Origin of the sequence: Luteitalea sp., from assembly GCF_022842525.1 — a bacterium.
Lineage (GTDB): Bacteria > Acidobacteriota > Vicinamibacteria > Vicinamibacterales > Vicinamibacteraceae > Luteitalea.
The window spans coordinates 31,755-47,601 of record NZ_JALHPM010000030.1 but is presented as its reverse complement, the minus strand read 5'-3'; the positions used below and the strand labels follow the sequence as shown (position 1 = coordinate 47,601).

Genomic DNA, 15,847 nt, shown 5'->3' with positions numbered 1-15,847 from the left:
GACCTTGCGGGTGTTGGTGAAGATCAGGAGCCGGCGACCGTCGGACGACCAGACGTAGTCGTCGATGGCCAGTCCGGTGGTCGCCCCGGTCGGCGTGAGCCGGCTGGCCGGCACCAGCACGGCCCGCTGCCCCGAGACGGCCTCGTAGCGCACGATGTCGGTGCCCGCCGATGGCGCGGCAGACGCCTCGAGCAGCGTGTAGGCCTCGCCACCCGGCAGCCATCGGGCTGGCCCGAAGCGCGGAGGCGTGTACGTGTCCGTGCTGAAGATGCGCACGATCTGTTGCGACAGCCGGGCCGCGATCGAGAGGTCCTGCGCCGACAGATCGGGGGCGGCCACGCACGTCAGCGCGAGGATGACCCCGGTGGAGACCCACGTGCGTTTCAGCTCGGACATGGTGCCCGGGACACTACCACGACGTCCCGCCGGACAACGTCCTGGTCCATCGAGGACGGTCGCCTCGTGAAGCCTGTCACCCGCTGAGGTACCATGGCCGCATCCGATGACGGTGGTCGACAACCGACGTGTGCTCGTCGTGGAGGACGATGCGTCCATCCGCGAGCTGCTGCAGCTCCATCTGGGACTCGCGGGCTTCACCGTGGAGGACCTGGCCAACGGCCGCGACGCCCTCGATGTGGCGCGGGCGACCCCGTTCGACCTCATCGTCCTCGATGTGATGCTGCCGGGCCTGGACGGCATCTCCCTCTGCCGGGCCGTGCGCACCGCGGGTCCCAACACGAGCACGCCGGTGCTGATGCTGACGGCGCGGGACTCGGAGGCCGACATCGTGGTCGGCCTCGACAGCGGCGCCGATGACTACCTGACCAAGCCGTTCGGTGTGCGGGAGTTGCAGGCCCGCGTCGGTGCCGTGATGCGGCGGCACCTGCATCTCGACACCGATGTCGTCGACGCCGCGCCGTCCACGACGCTCGACCTCGCGCCCGGCATCACGATGGACGTCGAGAAGCGGCGCGTGGTGGTGCACGGCGCGGAGGCCGACCTGACGCGCCAGGAATTCGACCTCCTCCATCAGCTCGTGGCGCGGCGTGGCATCGTCTTCACACGGGCCCGCCTGCTGCAGACGGTCTGGAACGGCGACACGTACGTCACCGAGCGGACGGTGGACACGGTCGTGAGCCGCTTGCGCAAGAAGCTCGAGACCGATCCCCGGCAGCCGACCCTGATCCTCACGGCGTGGGGCGTCGGGTACAAGTTCAGCGACCACGACTGAGCCGGCTCTCTCTCGCCCTCTCCACGCTGCGCGAAGGGGAGCCGCTCCGGCTCGCCGTGGAGCGCGAAGGCACCCGTCTGGACGTGTCGCCGACCGCCGTCGCGGTGGACCACGTCGCCGTGACGCAGTAGACGCCGCTCCCGAGTTGGTACGATGCTGAGGTGAAGATCTTCTCCGCGCCGCCACCCTCTGCAGCTCGGCCGTCTCTCAGGTGGTCGCCGCACGCCGCCTTGCTGTCGCTCGTGGGCGTGCTGTGCGTCGTCTCCGGGCTGTCGGCGCAGATGCGCCGCCCCAAGGCGGAGGTGGCCCCCTACGCCGCGGCCACGGTGGTGGCGGCCGGGTCGACCACACGCGTGGCGCTGACGGTCAAGCTGCCGGACGGTCTGCACGTCCAGTCGGATGCACCACGCGACCCCTCGCTCATCCCGACGGTGCTGTCGGTCGATGCGCCGGCGGGCGTCGTGGTCCGCCATCTGATCTATCCCACGCCGTCGGACTTCGAGCAGGAAGGGCAGCCGCAGCCGCTGGCGGTATTCGATCATGAGTTCGTCACCGGCGCGGAGCTGGCCATCGCTGGCGACGCCCCGGTCGGGGACCTCGTGATTCCCGGGCGCCTTCGCTATCAGGCGTGCGACGACCGCCTGTGCTTCGCCCCGCAGACCGCCAGCTTCGAGTGGAAGGTCCGGGTGGCCGCGGCCGGCACCGCCGCGAGCGCCGGCGCCCACGGGGACGTCTTCGCCCGCCTGTCGCAGGGGCGGATGACGCAGCCGGGTGCGGCCCCGACCACACGGTCGATTGGCCCCAGCCAGGCCGCGCCACCGGCGACGACGGGGACGTCGGGTAGTGACGCGGACGTCCTGACCACGCTCGATCGCTTCACGGTCGGCGGCACCACGGGCGGCTATCTGGCGGCCGACGACTTCCTGCAGTTCGTCCGCGACGCCGAGTCCGGGGTGGCGCAGAAGGGCCTGCTCGACGGACGCGGGCCGCTCGCCATTCTCCTCATCGTGCTGCTCGGCGGTCTCGCCCTGAACCTGACGCCGTGCGTGCTGCCGATGGTGCCGATCAACCTCGCCATCATCGGCGCCGGCGCCAAGGCCGGCTCGAAGCAGCGCGGCTTCCTGCTGGGTACGGCCTACGGCGCGGCCATGGCGCTGGTCTACGGCCTGCTCGGGCTCGTGGTCATCCTGACCGCCGGCACGTTCGGCACGCTGAACGCCTCGCCGTGGTTCAACCTGGGCATCGCCATCCTCTTCGTGGTGCTGGCGCTGGCGATGTTCGACGTCATCCTCATCGACTTCTCGACGCTCGCCCGCGGGCCCGACACGCAGGGCAAGCGCGGGTCGCTGCCGCTGGCGTTCACGATGGGCGCCGTGGCCGCGCTGCTCGCCGGCGCCTGTGTGGCCCCCGTCGTCATCCAGGTGATTCTGTTCTCGAGCAGCCTCTACGCGGGCGGCACGACCATCGCGCTGGCCCTGCCCTTCGTGCTGGGCCTCGGCATGGCCCTGCCCTGGCCGCTGGCCGGCGCGGGCATGGCGTGGCTGCCCAAGCCCGGGGCGTGGATGGTCCGCGTCAAGCAGGCCATGGGTCTGCTCATCCTCGCCACCGCCGTCTACTACGGCTATCTCGCCTACACCCTCTTCGAGAATCGGCGCGTGGACGCCGGCGCCGTCAGCCGCAGCGTGCAGGACAAACTGCAGGAGGGCTGGACGTCGTCGCTGGCCGCGGGCCTCGCGCAGGCCGAGCGCGAGGGCAAGCCGGTGCTGATCGACTTCTGGGCGACGTGGTGCAAGAACTGCCTGACCATGGACGCCACGACGTTCGAGGATGCCTCCGTCAAGACGGCGCTCGAGGGCTACGTCAAGGTGAAGGTGCAGGCCGAGGACCCGGACGCCGAACCCGCCCGCTCGCTGCTCGCCCGCTTCAAGTCCGTCGGCCTCCCGACCTATGTCGTCCTGCGACCGGGCACCGCCGCGGCGACCACGAACGGCGCGCGATGACCCGCGCCACTGTCGTCCTCGTGCTCGTGCTGCTGAGCGCGGCCTGCCAGCCGCCCGCGCCGACGACACCGCTCGTGCAGCAGGTCCGGGCCGCGATCACGGCGCAGGATTTCGCCGAGGCCAGTGCCACCCTGGACGCGTTCAAGGCGACACAGGGCGAAACGCCGGAGTGGCTGGAAGCCTACTCGTGGATCGGGCGCGGACACCTCGCCGCCGCCCGCCTCGACGAGGCGGAACGGCACGCGACGGCGGTGTACGACATGGCGACGGCGATGCTGAAGACCAGGCCCATGGATGCCGAGACCCGGCTGCCGATCGCCTATGGTGCCGCGGTCGAAGTGCTCGCACAGGTCGAGGCGCGTCGCGGAGCGCGCAGCGACGCCGTGGTGTTCCTCGAACGGGAGCGCACCGCGCACGCCGGCACGTCCATCGAGAAGCGCATCCAGAAGAACATCAACCTGCTGAGCCTCGAAGGCACGCCAGCGCCGTCGATCACGGCCGTGGAACATCTCGGTCCGACCCCGCCTTCGCTCGATGCGCTGCGCGGGAAGGTCGTGCTGCTGTTCTTCTGGGCGCACTGGTGCTCGGACTGCAAACAGATGGGCCCCGTGATCGCCGCCCTGGAGCAGGCCTACCGGGATCAGGGCCTGGTCGTGCTCGCGCCGACGCAGCGCTATGGCTACGTGCAAGCCGGCACCGACGCGACGCCGGACGTCGAAACGCCCTACATCGATCAGGTGCGCCGTGCGGCCTACCCGATGCTCGCCGAGGCCGGGGTCCCGCTCGACACCGCCAACCACCTCCGCTACGGCGTCAGCTCGACGCCAACCATCGTCCTCGTCGATCGCGAGGGCCTGATCCGGCTCTATCACCCTGGACAGATGACCCGCGACGCTCTCGAGCCGCGCGTCCAGGCCCTCCTGGCCGCGCCGTCGGCCGCCGCCACGCCGTGAGCCAGCGCGACATGCCCGACGAGTGCCTGGCCGCACTCCGGGCGCGGTTCGGCGATCGCTGCTCCACCGTGCTGTCCGTGCGCGAGCAGCACGGCCGCGACGAGTCGCCCTTCACGCACGTACCACCGCCGGCGGCCGTCGTCTTCGCGGAGTCGACACAGGACGTGGCCGACGCCGTGCGCCTCGCCTCGGCGTCCCGAGTGCCCGTGATCCCGTATGGCGCCGGATCCTCCCTCGAAGGTCACCTCCTCGCCGTCCACGGTGGCCTCAGCCTCGACGTCAGTCGCATGGCCCGCATCGTCGCCACCCATGCCGAGGACATGACCATCACCGTGCAGCCCGGGGTCACCCGCACTGCCGTGAACCGGGCGCTGGAGGGCAAGGGACTCTTCTTCCCGGTGGACCCTGGTGCCGATGCCTCCCTCGGCGGCATGTGCGCCACCCGCGCCAGCGGCACCAACGCCGTGCGATACGGGACGATGCGCGACAACGTCCTCGCGCTGGAGGTGGTGACGGCTGGCGGCGACGTGATTCGCACCGGCACGCGGGCGAGGAAGAGCAGCGCCGGCTACGACCTGACGCGCCTGATGATCGGCAGCGAAGGCACGCTGGGCGTGATCACCGAGATCACCCTCCGACTCCATCCGCTGCCGGAGTCGGTGGCCGCCGCGACGTGCTCGTTCGCCGGCATCGCCCCGGCGGTCCGCACGGCGATGGCGATCATCCAGGCGGGGATCCCCATCGCGCGCTGCGAGTTGATCGACACGCACACCGTGCGGATGGTCAACGCCCACTCGAGGCTGACACTGCCCGAACAGCCGATGCTGCTGATGGAGTTCCATGGGTCGGCCACCGACGTTGCCGACCAGGCCCGCCTCACCGAGGCGCTGGCACTGGAGCAGGGCGGCGAGGCGTTCGCGTGGACGACGACGCCCGAGGAGCGGACGCGGTTGTGGACGGCGCGGCACAATGCGTACTTCGCCGCGGTCCATGCCTATCCCGGTCGACGCATCATCTCGACGGACACATGTGTGCCCATCTCGCGGCTGGCCGACTGCCTGCTGGGCTCGGCGGCAGAGGCCGAGGCGACGGGACTGCCCCACTACCTGCTCGGACACGTGGGGGATGGCAACTTCCACTTCGGCTACGTCATCGACCCCGAGAACACCGACGACTGGCGCGTCGCCGAAGCGCTGAACCAGACGCTGGTGCGACGGGCGCTGGCCCTGGGCGGCACCTGCTCGGGCGAGCACGGCATCGGCCTGCACAAGATGCGCTTTCTCGTCGAGGAAGCCGGCGACGGCGCCATCGCGATGATGCGCGCCATCAAGCAGGCCCTCGATCCGCTGGGGATCATGAATCCCGGCAAGATCTTCGAGATCTGACGCGACTGACCGGACCCGCCGGCCAGTCAGCCCTGCGGCGGGTCGACGGCCGCGTCGTAGACATGACGCACCGGTGCGCGGTCCGGCGCGCCCGCGCGACCGCCCTTCATCGTCGTCTCGACCGTCAGCTGACGGCGCGACGCGTCGAGACGGTACGTGCGCACGACCGTCGGGCCGCGTCCCGTCTTCCACTCGGTCACCAGCCCGCCGTCCTTCCACTGCGTGCGGGTCTCGACCGTCGCCGCCGCGAGCTGGTGCTTCTCGTCCTTGCCGTTGGCGACGAACTTCCGGACCCGCCCCTGGTCGTCGGTGACGCTGAAGGTGTCGCCACCCTGCACGATGGTCAGGCGCACGGCAGGCTGCAGCAGCTCGCGGAGGGTGTCTCGCATCTGCGCCATGTCGGCCTCATCGGGACGTCCCCCTCCGCGACCACCGCCACGGCCACCGCCCATCCCCCCGGGACGCCCGCGTCCCCCCATGCCAGAGGCGCCGCCACCACGGCCGCTCTGCCCCGCCGCGGGAGGCCGCATCTCTCCCGAGCCACCGCCCGCACGCGTCGAGAGGTCGCGATTCAACTGCCACACCCCGCCGAGGTCGGGATGCGCCGGCACCTCCTGCGCCGGGCGCGCCATCAGGGTGCCTGCTGCCGCCACGACGATCGCGCACGTCGCGATGCCCGCCGTCATCCAGTGCCTGCCGTGTCTCACATCGACCTCTGGGAAGACGCACGGGCCACGCGGTGCGCGTGGCGTCGGCCCCTCGCCGACTATTGACGGTCGGCGATGCGGCGCAGACGAGGCAGAACGATGAAAATTGTGAGGCGCGGCCTCACGGGCGCCGCGGGCGACGCCGCTCGCCGCCCCGTGCGACCGGCCGCTCCTCGCCGCTGGCCGTGTCGACGATGTGGTCCAAGTGCGCGTCCCCGTGGATGAGATCGGCCCCATGGTGATGGGCACACGCCATGATCAGCAGGTCGGTTGCCGGCACCGACGCACCAGTGCGCCGACTCGACCGAGCGAGCTGGTACGCGAGGTCCCACACCTCCGCGGTGATGGCCAGGTCGGGCAGGACGCGCTCGAACTCCTTCAGCGTGCGCACCTCGCGGTCGCCGCCGGCGCCATTCCACAGCTCGAGACGCACCGGCGCGCACCAGCACGCGAGCCCGGCCCGCAGCGCCGCGTCGACGCGCTGCCGCACCTCGACGTCCCCGTCGGGCCGCAGGAAGTGAATCCACGCCGAGCTGTCGACCAGCACCATGGTCAGCCCTGCTGACGATGCGCCTGCAGTTGCGCCACCGTCAGCAACTGATCACAGGTCCCCGCAAATCTGGTCAGTTCCGCCACGCGCCGACGCGCGTTGAACTCGACGATGGCCGTGACGATGGCGTCGCGCTTGGTCCGTGCCTTCGTGAAGCGCATGGCATCTTCCAGCTCCCGCTCGGGAATATCCACCGACGTCTTCATGAATCCATCCTAACGTCGTCCAGAATCCCTGACAAGACCACCTGGCTTCTCGTCACGGACGGGGGCGCGCCTGCGCACGATCGCGCACGCGCCAGCCGAGGACGCGATCGGCGTTGGACTGGTAGATCTTCCGCAGGACCCCATCCGGCAGGTGCAGGCCGTAGACGCGCCATTCGCCCGTCGGCGGAAACGGATGGTCGTAGTACTTGAAGTACTCGTCGGCCGTCTCGAGCAGCCGGTAGTACAGGCGATGGCGTGGCTGGTCGACGCGGCCCGGATACCGGTCGGTGCCGAACAGCACCCGGTCCTGCCAGCGGATCAGGAAGGCCCGCGCCGTGTAGGGCTGCCGGCCGAGTTCGGCTTCGCGCGCCGACAGGTCGACGACGAAGTTGGGCAGGCGCGCCAGGCGTCGCTCCAGCGCGGCGAGATCCTCGCCGTTGTCCCCGAGATGCGCCCCGATGAACGTCGTCGTCGGGTGGCGGGCCACGACGCGGTCGCGCTGCCGCAACACCTCCTCCCGCTTCGGGAAGGCCGCGCCGTGGAAGCTCCAGTCGGGATGGCGCTTGAGCTGCAGCCAGCGCTCGTTCTTCTCGTCGATGGGATCGAAGAACGCGACCGGATCGGCCGAGTGGATCAGCACCGGAATCTTCAGGCGCCCGCAGGCCGCCCAGATCGGGTCGATGCGCGGGTCGTCGATGGCGACGACGGCGCCGCTGCGGTCCTTGATCGTCAGGCCGAGGTTCTTGAAGATCTTGAGGCCGGCGGCGCCCCGAGCCACCGCACGTTCGAGCATCGAGACGTGGTCGGCCGCGAACGTCGGCTCGTCGATCCGGCTGAAGTCGACGTTGGCAAAGATGACGAGCCGCCCCGGCGCGGCGTCGTGATAGCGCGCCAGCATGCGCTCGAGCTGCGGCCCGAATCCCCCACTGAGATTGACGGCCCGCTCGACGCCGAGGTCGTCCATCGCCTTCAGCAGCACGGACGGGTCCAGCGAGGCCGACCAGTGGGCATGGATGTCGGTGGCCGGGTACTTCGGGCGATCGACGCGCGTCTCGCGCAGGACGAGTGCCGGCGTGGGGTCGTACGGCTTGAGCACCGACTCGCCGACGAAGAGGGCCTGCCCCATCGGCGGCTCCGGTTCACGTTCCTGCGCGACGGTCCATGCGGCCGCGCCGCCCAGCACCAGCCCAGCCATGCCGACCGTCAACGGTGCAGCAATTTTTTGAAACGTATTTCGAATGGTGCGAGACTCTCGCATGCCCCAATCACTCCTTGCCCAGATGGTGCTGCCGCTGAGCGTATGCGCGCTGGTCGTCGGTGTCGCGGTTCAGCCATCCCTCACGGCCGGCTCGGCGAGCCGGCCCTCCCACATCTCGTCTCCGTCGGCCGGCACCCTCGGCCAGCCCCCACAGCCGACGTCGCGGCCCGCCCGCAACGCTCAGCACGTGGACGTGTACAAGGTCACCGGCCGCTACGGTGGCTGGCCCGCCAATCATGGCATCTGGGCGTGGGGCAACGAGATCCTCCTCGGATTCGAGGCCGGCTACTTCAAGGACAACCAGGGCGGGCACTCGATCGACTACACCCGCCCGGCCGAGCACCTGCTCGCGCGCAGCCTCGACGGCGGCGTCACGTGGTCCCTCGAGCATCCCGAGGGACTGAAGCCGCCGCCGGGCGTCCAGCAGGCGGGCGTCCCCGTCGAAGCCGGCCGCCCCGTCACCGAGAGCCCGGGCAACATCCCGTTCACGCACCCGGACTTCGTCTTCACGGCGCGGATGGCGAGCATCCACGTCGGGCCGTCGCGCTTCTACTACTCGACCGATCGCGGCCGGCAGTGGCAGGGTCCCTTCGCGCTGCCCGATCTCGGCACGCCCGGTCTCGCCGCCCGCACGGACTACGTCGTCGACGGGCCGCAGACGATGACGATCTTCCTGACGGCTGGCAAGACCAACAAGAAGGAGGGGCGGGTCGTGGCCGCGCGGACGACCGATGGGGGCAAGACCTGGACGCGTCTCGGCTACGTGCACGACGAACCGGCCGACACCGACTACGGCATCATGCCTTCGTCGGTGCGACTCTCACCGACCAGCCTGCTGACCACCGTGCGATTTCGCCGCTGGATCGAGGCCTACCGGTCGGATGACAACGGCAGCACGTGGCGGCACGTCACGCGTGCGGTGCCCGACACGGGTCGCGGCAATCCGCCGAGCCTGGTGAAGCTGAAGGACGGGCGTCTCGTCGTGACCTACGGCTACCGGGCGGAGCCGTACGGCATCCGTGCCCGCATCAGCAGCGACGAGGGCGCGACCTGGAACGACGAGGTCGTCCTGCGCAGCGACGGCGGCACCTGGGACCTCGGCTACCCGCGCACGGTGCAGCGTCCGGACGGCAAGCTGGTGACGGCGTACTACTACAACGTCGGCAACACCGAGCGGTTCATCGGCGCGACCATCTGGGAGCCGTAGCGCGCCTGCCGGCGGTTCGACGCCTCAGAACGTGACGCTCTGCCTGATGCCGACGTTGAAGCCCTGTGCGTCCACGCCCGAGCCCATGATGCGGTAGTTGCGATCGAGCAGATTCTCGGCAAACAGCACCGTGGACCACGAGGCCGCTCGCCAGCCGGCTCGGAGGTTGAGCGTCGAGAACCCCGGATGCGCGGTGTACATCGGCGACGGCAGGCGAGACGGTCCCAGGACACGCACGATCACCTGGTCCGCCGTTTCGCCGGTCGCCGAGAGCACACCCTGACTGACGAGTCCGCGCGCCACCGCGCCGTTGTTGAAGAAGTTGCGGATCTCGTCGGCCGTGCGCATGCCGCCGATGCGAGCCTGTGCCAGGTCGTTGCCCGACAGGCGGCCCTGCGACGCGGCAAACATGGTGTACGCCTCGAGGGAGGCGCGTCCCTTGCGGGGCTGCCACCGCAGGCTGGCGTACCCGTGCAGGGGCGGAATGCCGTTCTCGAGGCCCGGCGCCCGTCCTGTGGCGACATCGGTGCCGCGCACCGCGGCCACGTTGGCGTGTGCCGAGAGCGTGGACGTGACCGACACGTCCACCGTGCCCTCGACGCCCCTCATGCGCAGATGCCCGCCGTTGGTCCGCACGAAGACCGGCGTGCTGGCCAGCGAGGTGTAGGTCGCTCCGAGCGCATCCTGCCGCGTCATCGGCTGGCCGCCGATCAGCGTGCCGAGCGGCGCGGGATCGAGCACCAGCACGCTGCGGGTGATGAAGTCGGTGACGTCGGCATGGAAGGCCGACACCGTGCCGCTCACGCGTCGTCCCTGCGCCCTGAGGCCGACCTCGTAGCTGGTCAGGGATTCGGGCCGCAGCGTCTCGACGCGCCGGGCGCCGTCGAGACCGACCGCGCCGAACTCGATCGATCGCCCGCCGAGCCGCACGCCTTCCTCGGGTGACACCTCGAACCCGGCCCCGGACACGCCGATGCTGCCGAAGTCGTTGACGTTCGGGGCGCGGAAGCCGCGGTTGACGCCAGCCGTGGCCACGAGTCCCTCGCGCAGACGGAGCACCACACTCGCCGCGCCGGTCCACTGGCCCGCGGCCGTCTCGAACGCCGGCACCATCGCGGCCGGGGTGGTCCCCGACGCCGGCTGACTGTAGGCGTAGCCGCTGTATCGCCCACCGAGCGAGACATGCAGACGATCGGGAAGGAGCGCGAACCCATCCTGGACGAACAGGCCGACGGTGCGGTACCCCGCGCCATCGGGGAAGCGGGCGCGCACTGGCACACCGGCGTCGAAACCGCCCGACAGCGGATCGTAGCGGCGCTCGAGGCGCTGGGCATCGACGCGCTCGTCGTAGACTTCGGCGCCGAGGCTGACGGCGTGTCGCGCCCAGATGGACGCCGTGGTCACCTGATAGCCGAAGACGCGCGTGCGGTTGCGCTCGTCGGTTCGCGCCGACAACAGGCCCGCCCGGTTGTTGTTGACGTTCTGGAACGCACGGTCGTCCCGCTGCTGATTCATCGACACCCGCGCCGACAGCGTGTCGATCACGCCGAGGCCGACGCGGTCGTAACGCACCACGGCGAAATCGAGCGTCTGCGGATCGAAGAAGTGGACGAGATTGCCGAGCCCGCCGTCCAGCTGGTCGTAGCGGCTGGCGCCACGCTGCTCGCCACGGATGTACTGCGCCGAGAAGGCGTCCGAGGTGGTGGGGCGAATCGCGACCTTGGCCGTGGTGCCGGTCTGCCGAAACCCGGTCTGGTTCAGGCGCGACCCGAGCACCGACGAGGGCAGGCCGAGCAGGCGAGTGGCGACCGACCTGGAGTCGTCGCCGCCGCCCGCCCGTCGATCGCCCGCCGACGATGCGCTCGCGTCGAGGAGGAAACTCCAGCCGCGGACGCCCCCGGTGACGAAGCTCGTCGCGCTCGCCAACCGATCGGCCGACGAACCGGTCACCGCACCACCGCCCTGCACACCGAAGTGGTCGCCGCCTCCGCCCGCCCGGCGCGACACCACCTGAATCGTCCCGCCGAGGGCGTCGGACCCGTACTCCACCGAGCTCGGGCCATGCATCACCTCGATGCGATCCACGGTGTTCGGGTCGATGAATGCGAGGTACTGGTTGGCCCCGGGACGAAAGGTGCCAGTGTTGAAGCGCACGCCATCGAGCAGCGTCACGACGTGCTGCCCGGTCATGCCCCGCACGAACGGCGAGCCCTGGCTGGTGGAGGTCTGCTGGACGCTGACGCCGACCAGCCCCCGCATGGCCTCGGGCAGCGTGACGAACAGGCGCGACGCCAATTCGCCGCTCTCGAGTGTCGTCACGTGCCGCGGCGTTTCGAGCGTCGTCTGCGAGGCGCCCGGCATCGGCGTCACGGTGACGCGCTCCGTGACGCCCTGCGGCTCGAGCACGACGACGGCGGAGGCGCCCAGGTCCGACGGCCGCACCAGCGTGCGACGCCCGGCGAAACCGCGTGCCTGCACCACCACCACGCAGCCGGTGGCCTCGGGGCACTCCGCCTCGAACGCGCCAGCGGCATCGCTGGTCACGCGCGCGACCTCGATGTCGGCCCCCGTGAGAATCACGACGTCGGCGCCGACGATCGCGGCACCAGAGCCGTCCCGCACGTCGCCCTTGATGGCGATCGGCGCGCTGCTGGCCGGTGTGACACCGGCCAGCAGCGCGAGCAGGATCAGGATCGCGTCAGGGCGTCTTCCAGGAGAACGCGCCATCCACATCGATGTACCCCTGTCGTACGGTGCCGCCCTCGGTCCACTTGACCAGGGCGAGTCCGTTCGAGAAGTCGGCCGCCCAGTCGAACCGGGCCGCGATGACGACGCGGCCGGCCGCGTCGAGGTAGCCGAAGCGATCGCCGACGCGGGTGACCGCACGCCCGTCGTGGAAATCGCCGGCGTAGGTCAGGCTGGTCGGAATCACCAGCGCGCCGGTCCGATCGACGAACCCGTGACGCGGCACACCCTCCGCGTCGAAGATCGCGACACGACCACGTCCCTCGGAGAACGGCTCGGCGCCGCGATAGACCGGGGCGATGACCACCGCGCCCGACCGATCGGCGTAGCCCCAGCCCGCCTCGGTCATCACCGGGGCGAGGCCGCCGCTGAACCGGCCCGCGCGGTCGTACGTGGGCGGCACCACCATCTGCCCGGCCCGGTCGATGAAGCCCCACCGGCCCGACTCCGCCACCGCCGCAAGTCCCTCGGAGAACGGCAGGGCCGCCGAGTACTTCTCGGACACGACGGTGGTGCCATCGGCATCGATGAAGCCCCAGACACGGCCGATCTTGACCGGCAGCCGACCTTCCCGGAGGACCGAGATTTCACCAAAGGACGGCGACGCCAGGACCACGCGGCCCTGCCGGTCGATGATCGACGAGCGACCATCGACGCGAACCGCCGCCCGTCCCTCCATGAAGTCGCCAGCGACATCGAACTGCGGCGGCAGCACCTCGCGCCCCTGCGGATCGATGTAGCCCCACTTCGCTCCGACCCGCACCGCCGCGAGGCCGTCGGCAAACGGACTGGCGGCGGTGTAGGTCGGCGGCACGCGGACCTGCCCCGCCCGATCGATGAACCCGACGCGCCCCGAGACCTCGATGCGATAGCGCGCCTCGACGTCCGTACCCGACACCGACGTCGTCGCCGGAAGGGCGACGAGCAGCGCCGCGAGCGCGAGGGCCCACCCGCCTCTCATGGGCGGCGGCTCCCGTCGGTCGTGCGCCGACGCGCCGTGGCGCGGGCACGGTACGCCGCCGCGACGGCACCGACCGCGAGCAGCATCATCGAGCCCGGCTCGGGCACCACGCAGTTGCCGCCGACACACACGCTGCCGTTGCGCACGCCGCCGAGGTCCAGCGTGGCGGAGCCGTCGGCGTTCGAGAGGACGACATCAGAGAGCGTCACCGGGCTCAGGCCGTTGGCCACGGCCAGGAATTCGAGGCGGGCGAGCGTGAACGACGCGCCCTGCAGGGCTGGCAGGTCGGCGGGATCCTCGATCGAGAACACGTACAGGTCGAAGGGCCCCGCCGGGACCACCGGCCCGCTGAAGTCCGTCACCGCACCGAGGCCTGCGCCGACGGTGTAGTTCACGGCCTGCAGGTACGCGCTGTTGAAGCTGACGAAGAAGCTGAATCCGCCCGTGGCCTCGGTGAGGCCGGCCACTTCGATGTCGACGAACACGGGATCGCCGGCCGTCGCATCCTGCTGGGTGGGGGAAACGTAGACGATAGGTGCCGCCATCACCGGGCTCCCGGCAAGGCCACAAGCGACCACCATTCCGGCGGCAATGCTCCACATGCGTGTCATGGTCATCTGAACCCTCTGAAAGGGCCGGCGCCTCGCGACGCCGGCCAGCGGTGATGGGCGTTACTGGGCGCAGCTGGCGCGGGTGCAACGCAGCGTGCAGTACCGGGTGTCGGCCACGTTGATGCGACCATCGTTGTTGGCGTCGCGCGGATCACTCGCCGTCGGCGTCTGCCCGGCGCCCTGGCGAATCAGCAGCAGGTCGGCGCTGTCGATGTCGCTGTCGCGGTCGACGTCACAGGCCGTGACGGTGACGCGCGTGGCCACGAGCAGGTCGGACAACACCGGCGTGACGGCGGCATCGTCGGTGCGCAGGGTGGCGCGCACCTCGATGAAGCGCCCGACCTGGGTGAGCGCGGCGCCGTTGGTCACGGGCGCGAAGGTGGCACTGGCCAGATTGGCCTCGAGGTCGGCCGTCCTGGCCTCGACCTGGATGCTGGTGCCGGCCGGCTCGCTGCCTTGCGCTTCGCTGTTCCACGCGATGCGATCCCACACGTTGCCGGCGGTGCCGCTGTCCTGCACCACCGTCCAGCGTCCGAGGGGATTGGTGGTCGAGAACGCCGAGATGCCCGTCGCGTCGGAGTAGGTGTAGGGCTGGTTGCCGATGGGGAACACCCCGAGCGCCGCGCCGTTGGTGCCGCGATACTTCGACAGATTGGCCGACGTGCGATGAATCAACCACACGTCACCAGCCGCATCCACCTGCACGCCGCGCACCTCGCCCGTACCCGGCTGCGCCGGCGCCGACCACAGGACGGCTCCCGCGGGCGAGAACTTCGTCACGCCGCCCGATCCCCAGTTCCCGGCCACGATGTTGCCGCCAGAATCGACGGCAATGCCCAGCGCCGCGAAGCAGGCGGAGGCAATCGAGCTGAACGTGTCGGTGGCCGGATTGAAGGTGACGAACGAGCAGCCCGAGCTGAGGGCCTGGTACACCCGGTTGTTGCCGATGGCGATGCCGTAGTCACTGCCGAACGCCGCGTGGCTCCAGACGTTGACCAGCGCGTTGGTCGAGGTGTTCAGCTCGAGCAGCGTCGAGCCGAGCGACGCGCCCCACAGCGTCCCGTTGCCGTCGACCAGGCAGCCGTAGGGGGAGTTCGAGCCCGAGGAGATCGGCCCCGCGAGCAGGGCACCGTCGTCAGGCGCCAACTTGTAGTACTGCAGGCTGTTGAACATCCCCACCCAGATGTTGCCGTCGCCGTCGCGGCAGAGCGACCGACCGAGCCCGTTGGCCGGGCCGACCTGCACCACCCACTCGATGCGCTCGTCGGTGAGTTCCGCCACATCCACCTGGTTGTCACCGTCGAGATCGCCGAGCGGCCGTGTCTCGGCCACGCTGATCACCCCGTTGTTGTCGAGATCGGACGAGGTGTCGATGACGCCGTTCAGATTGCGGTCGATGCCGCCCGACGCCAGGATCTTGAAGACCTCGACCCGGCGCCCGTCGAAGCGACGATTGGCGATGTAGACGTTGCCGTCCGTGTCGACCGCGGTCCGCGATGGCGCCGCCCCGGCATAGGCGTTCCCGAGGTGATTGACGTGGCCGGTCTGGCCGGCGGGCCCGAACCCGGTGCGATAGCGCGCGAGCTCGCGCCCCGTCGCGGTGTCGATCTTCGAGACCGTGTCCTCGCCGGCATTGGCAATCCACATCGTCGGCAGCGTGGTCCGCTGGGCGCTGATCTGAAGCTGGTTCGACCCCGGTGCGTCGTAGTTCACGTTGAACAGGGTGCCCCGGTCGAAATCGGCATCCGTCGTATAGAGCTTGTTGGCCCCGATGAACCCGGCGGCGCCCAGCGTCGGCGACAGCAGCGCCACCCCCAGGGCCACGGTGGCGGACATGCCAAGGACGACCCCGGCAGTGCACTTCCTCGCAAGAGCTCGGACAAGACCCATGGAGCGCTACTCCTTCCCTCGACGATCGGACGACCTGCTGTGACATGAACGGACCGTTGGACAGGTCCGGTGCTTCGAGTGCAAACCGGACGCCATGACACGACGGCGTCCGTCGCGTGCCCCGTCCCGAAATAAGGTTCTAC

The 15,847-nt window shown here is 70.1% G+C and carries 13 protein-coding genes and 1 pseudogene; 5 read left to right on the top strand and 9 right to left on the bottom strand.

The genetic code is table 11. The features are described from left to right. Window positions 1-396 (bottom strand): annotated as a pseudogene (locus Q0C41_RS08640) (S9 family peptidase); the annotation flags it as partial. A 106-nt stretch (window positions 397-502) separates the two neighbouring features. Here Q0C41_RS08640 and Q0C41_RS08635 point away from each other — a divergent pair. The 4 genes from Q0C41_RS08635 to Q0C41_RS08620 all read left to right on the top strand — a co-directional run bounded on the left by Q0C41_RS08635 (window position 503) and on the right by Q0C41_RS08620 (window position 5,569). Continuing rightward, on the top strand, window positions 503-1,231 hold the full coding sequence (locus Q0C41_RS08635) for a response regulator transcription factor (RefSeq protein ID WP_291982859.1): 729 nt from the start codon (window positions 503-505) through the stop codon (window positions 1,229-1,231). A gap of 161 nt (window positions 1,232-1,392) precedes the next feature. Further along, window positions 1,393-3,231: a thioredoxin family protein gene (locus Q0C41_RS08630; protein WP_291982857.1), complete on the top strand. Its 1,839-nt coding sequence runs from the start codon at window positions 1,393-1,395 to the stop codon at window positions 3,229-3,231. Then, window positions 3,228-4,184, top strand: a complete 957-nt coding sequence (locus tag Q0C41_RS08625; protein WP_291982855.1) for a TlpA disulfide reductase family protein — start codon at window positions 3,228-3,230, stop codon at window positions 4,182-4,184. The genes Q0C41_RS08630 and Q0C41_RS08625 overlap by 4 nt, the downstream gene beginning before the upstream one ends. Window positions 4,185-4,195: 11 nt before the next feature. Next, window positions 4,196-5,569 carry an FAD-linked oxidase C-terminal domain-containing protein gene (locus tag Q0C41_RS08620; protein WP_367079184.1) on the top strand — a complete coding sequence of 458 codons (1,374 nt, stop codon included), beginning with the start codon at window positions 4,196-4,198 and terminating at the stop codon, window positions 5,567-5,569. Window positions 5,570-5,595: 26 nt separating this feature from the next. Here Q0C41_RS08620 and Q0C41_RS08615 read toward each other — a convergent pair whose 3' ends face one another. The 4 genes from Q0C41_RS08615 to Q0C41_RS08600 all read right to left on the bottom strand — a co-directional run bounded on the left by Q0C41_RS08615 (window position 5,596) and on the right by Q0C41_RS08600 (window position 8,227). Then, window positions 5,596-6,276 carry a hypothetical protein gene (locus Q0C41_RS08615; protein ID WP_291982851.1) on the bottom strand — a complete coding sequence of 227 codons (681 nt, stop codon included), beginning with the start codon at window positions 6,274-6,276 and terminating at the stop codon, window positions 5,596-5,598. A 121-nt stretch (window positions 6,277-6,397) separates the two neighbouring features. After that, entirely contained in the window at window positions 6,398-6,826 is a 429-nt protein-coding gene (locus Q0C41_RS08610) for a PIN domain-containing protein (protein ID WP_291982849.1), read from the bottom strand. A gap of 2 nt (window positions 6,827-6,828) precedes the next feature. Continuing rightward, entirely contained in the window at window positions 6,829-7,032 is a 204-nt protein-coding gene (locus Q0C41_RS08605; protein ID WP_291982847.1) for a type II toxin-antitoxin system VapB family antitoxin, read from the bottom strand. A gap of 52 nt (window positions 7,033-7,084) precedes the next feature. After that, complete coding sequence (locus Q0C41_RS08600) at window positions 7,085-8,227, bottom strand: amidohydrolase family protein (protein WP_291982845.1); 1,143 nt, start codon at window positions 8,225-8,227, stop codon at window positions 7,085-7,087. A gap of 61 nt (window positions 8,228-8,288) precedes the next feature. On the opposite strand from Q0C41_RS08600, the gene Q0C41_RS08595 reads away from it, so the two are divergent. Further along, window positions 8,289-9,497 (top strand): sialidase family protein, encoded by a 1,209-nt coding sequence (locus Q0C41_RS08595; protein WP_291982843.1) that lies wholly within the window; start codon window positions 8,289-8,291, stop codon window positions 9,495-9,497. Window positions 9,498-9,521: 24 nt separating this feature from the next. Here Q0C41_RS08595 and Q0C41_RS08590 read toward each other — a convergent pair whose 3' ends face one another. The 4 genes from Q0C41_RS08590 to Q0C41_RS08575 all read right to left on the bottom strand — a co-directional run bounded on the left by Q0C41_RS08590 (window position 9,522) and on the right by Q0C41_RS08575 (window position 15,650). Then, entirely contained in the window at window positions 9,522-12,230 is a 2,709-nt protein-coding gene (locus Q0C41_RS08590) for a TonB-dependent receptor (RefSeq protein WP_291982841.1), read from the bottom strand. After that, window positions 12,196-13,203, bottom strand: coding sequence for a WG repeat-containing protein (locus Q0C41_RS08585; protein ID WP_291982839.1), 1,008 nt, complete (start codon window positions 13,201-13,203; stop codon window positions 12,196-12,198). The genes Q0C41_RS08590 and Q0C41_RS08585 overlap by 35 nt, the downstream gene beginning before the upstream one ends. Next, the gene (locus Q0C41_RS08580; RefSeq protein ID WP_291982837.1) at window positions 13,200-13,748 is read right to left on the bottom strand and encodes a cohesin domain-containing protein; all 549 of its coding nucleotides are present in this window, start codon (window positions 13,746-13,748) and stop codon (window positions 13,200-13,202) included. The genes Q0C41_RS08585 and Q0C41_RS08580 overlap by 4 nt, the downstream gene beginning before the upstream one ends. Window positions 13,749-13,874: 126 nt before the next feature. Continuing rightward, the gene (locus tag Q0C41_RS08575; RefSeq protein WP_291982836.1) at window positions 13,875-15,650 is read right to left on the bottom strand and encodes a hypothetical protein; all 1,776 of its coding nucleotides are present in this window, start codon (window positions 15,648-15,650) and stop codon (window positions 13,875-13,877) included. Between the last annotated feature and the right edge of the window lie 197 nt (window positions 15,651-15,847).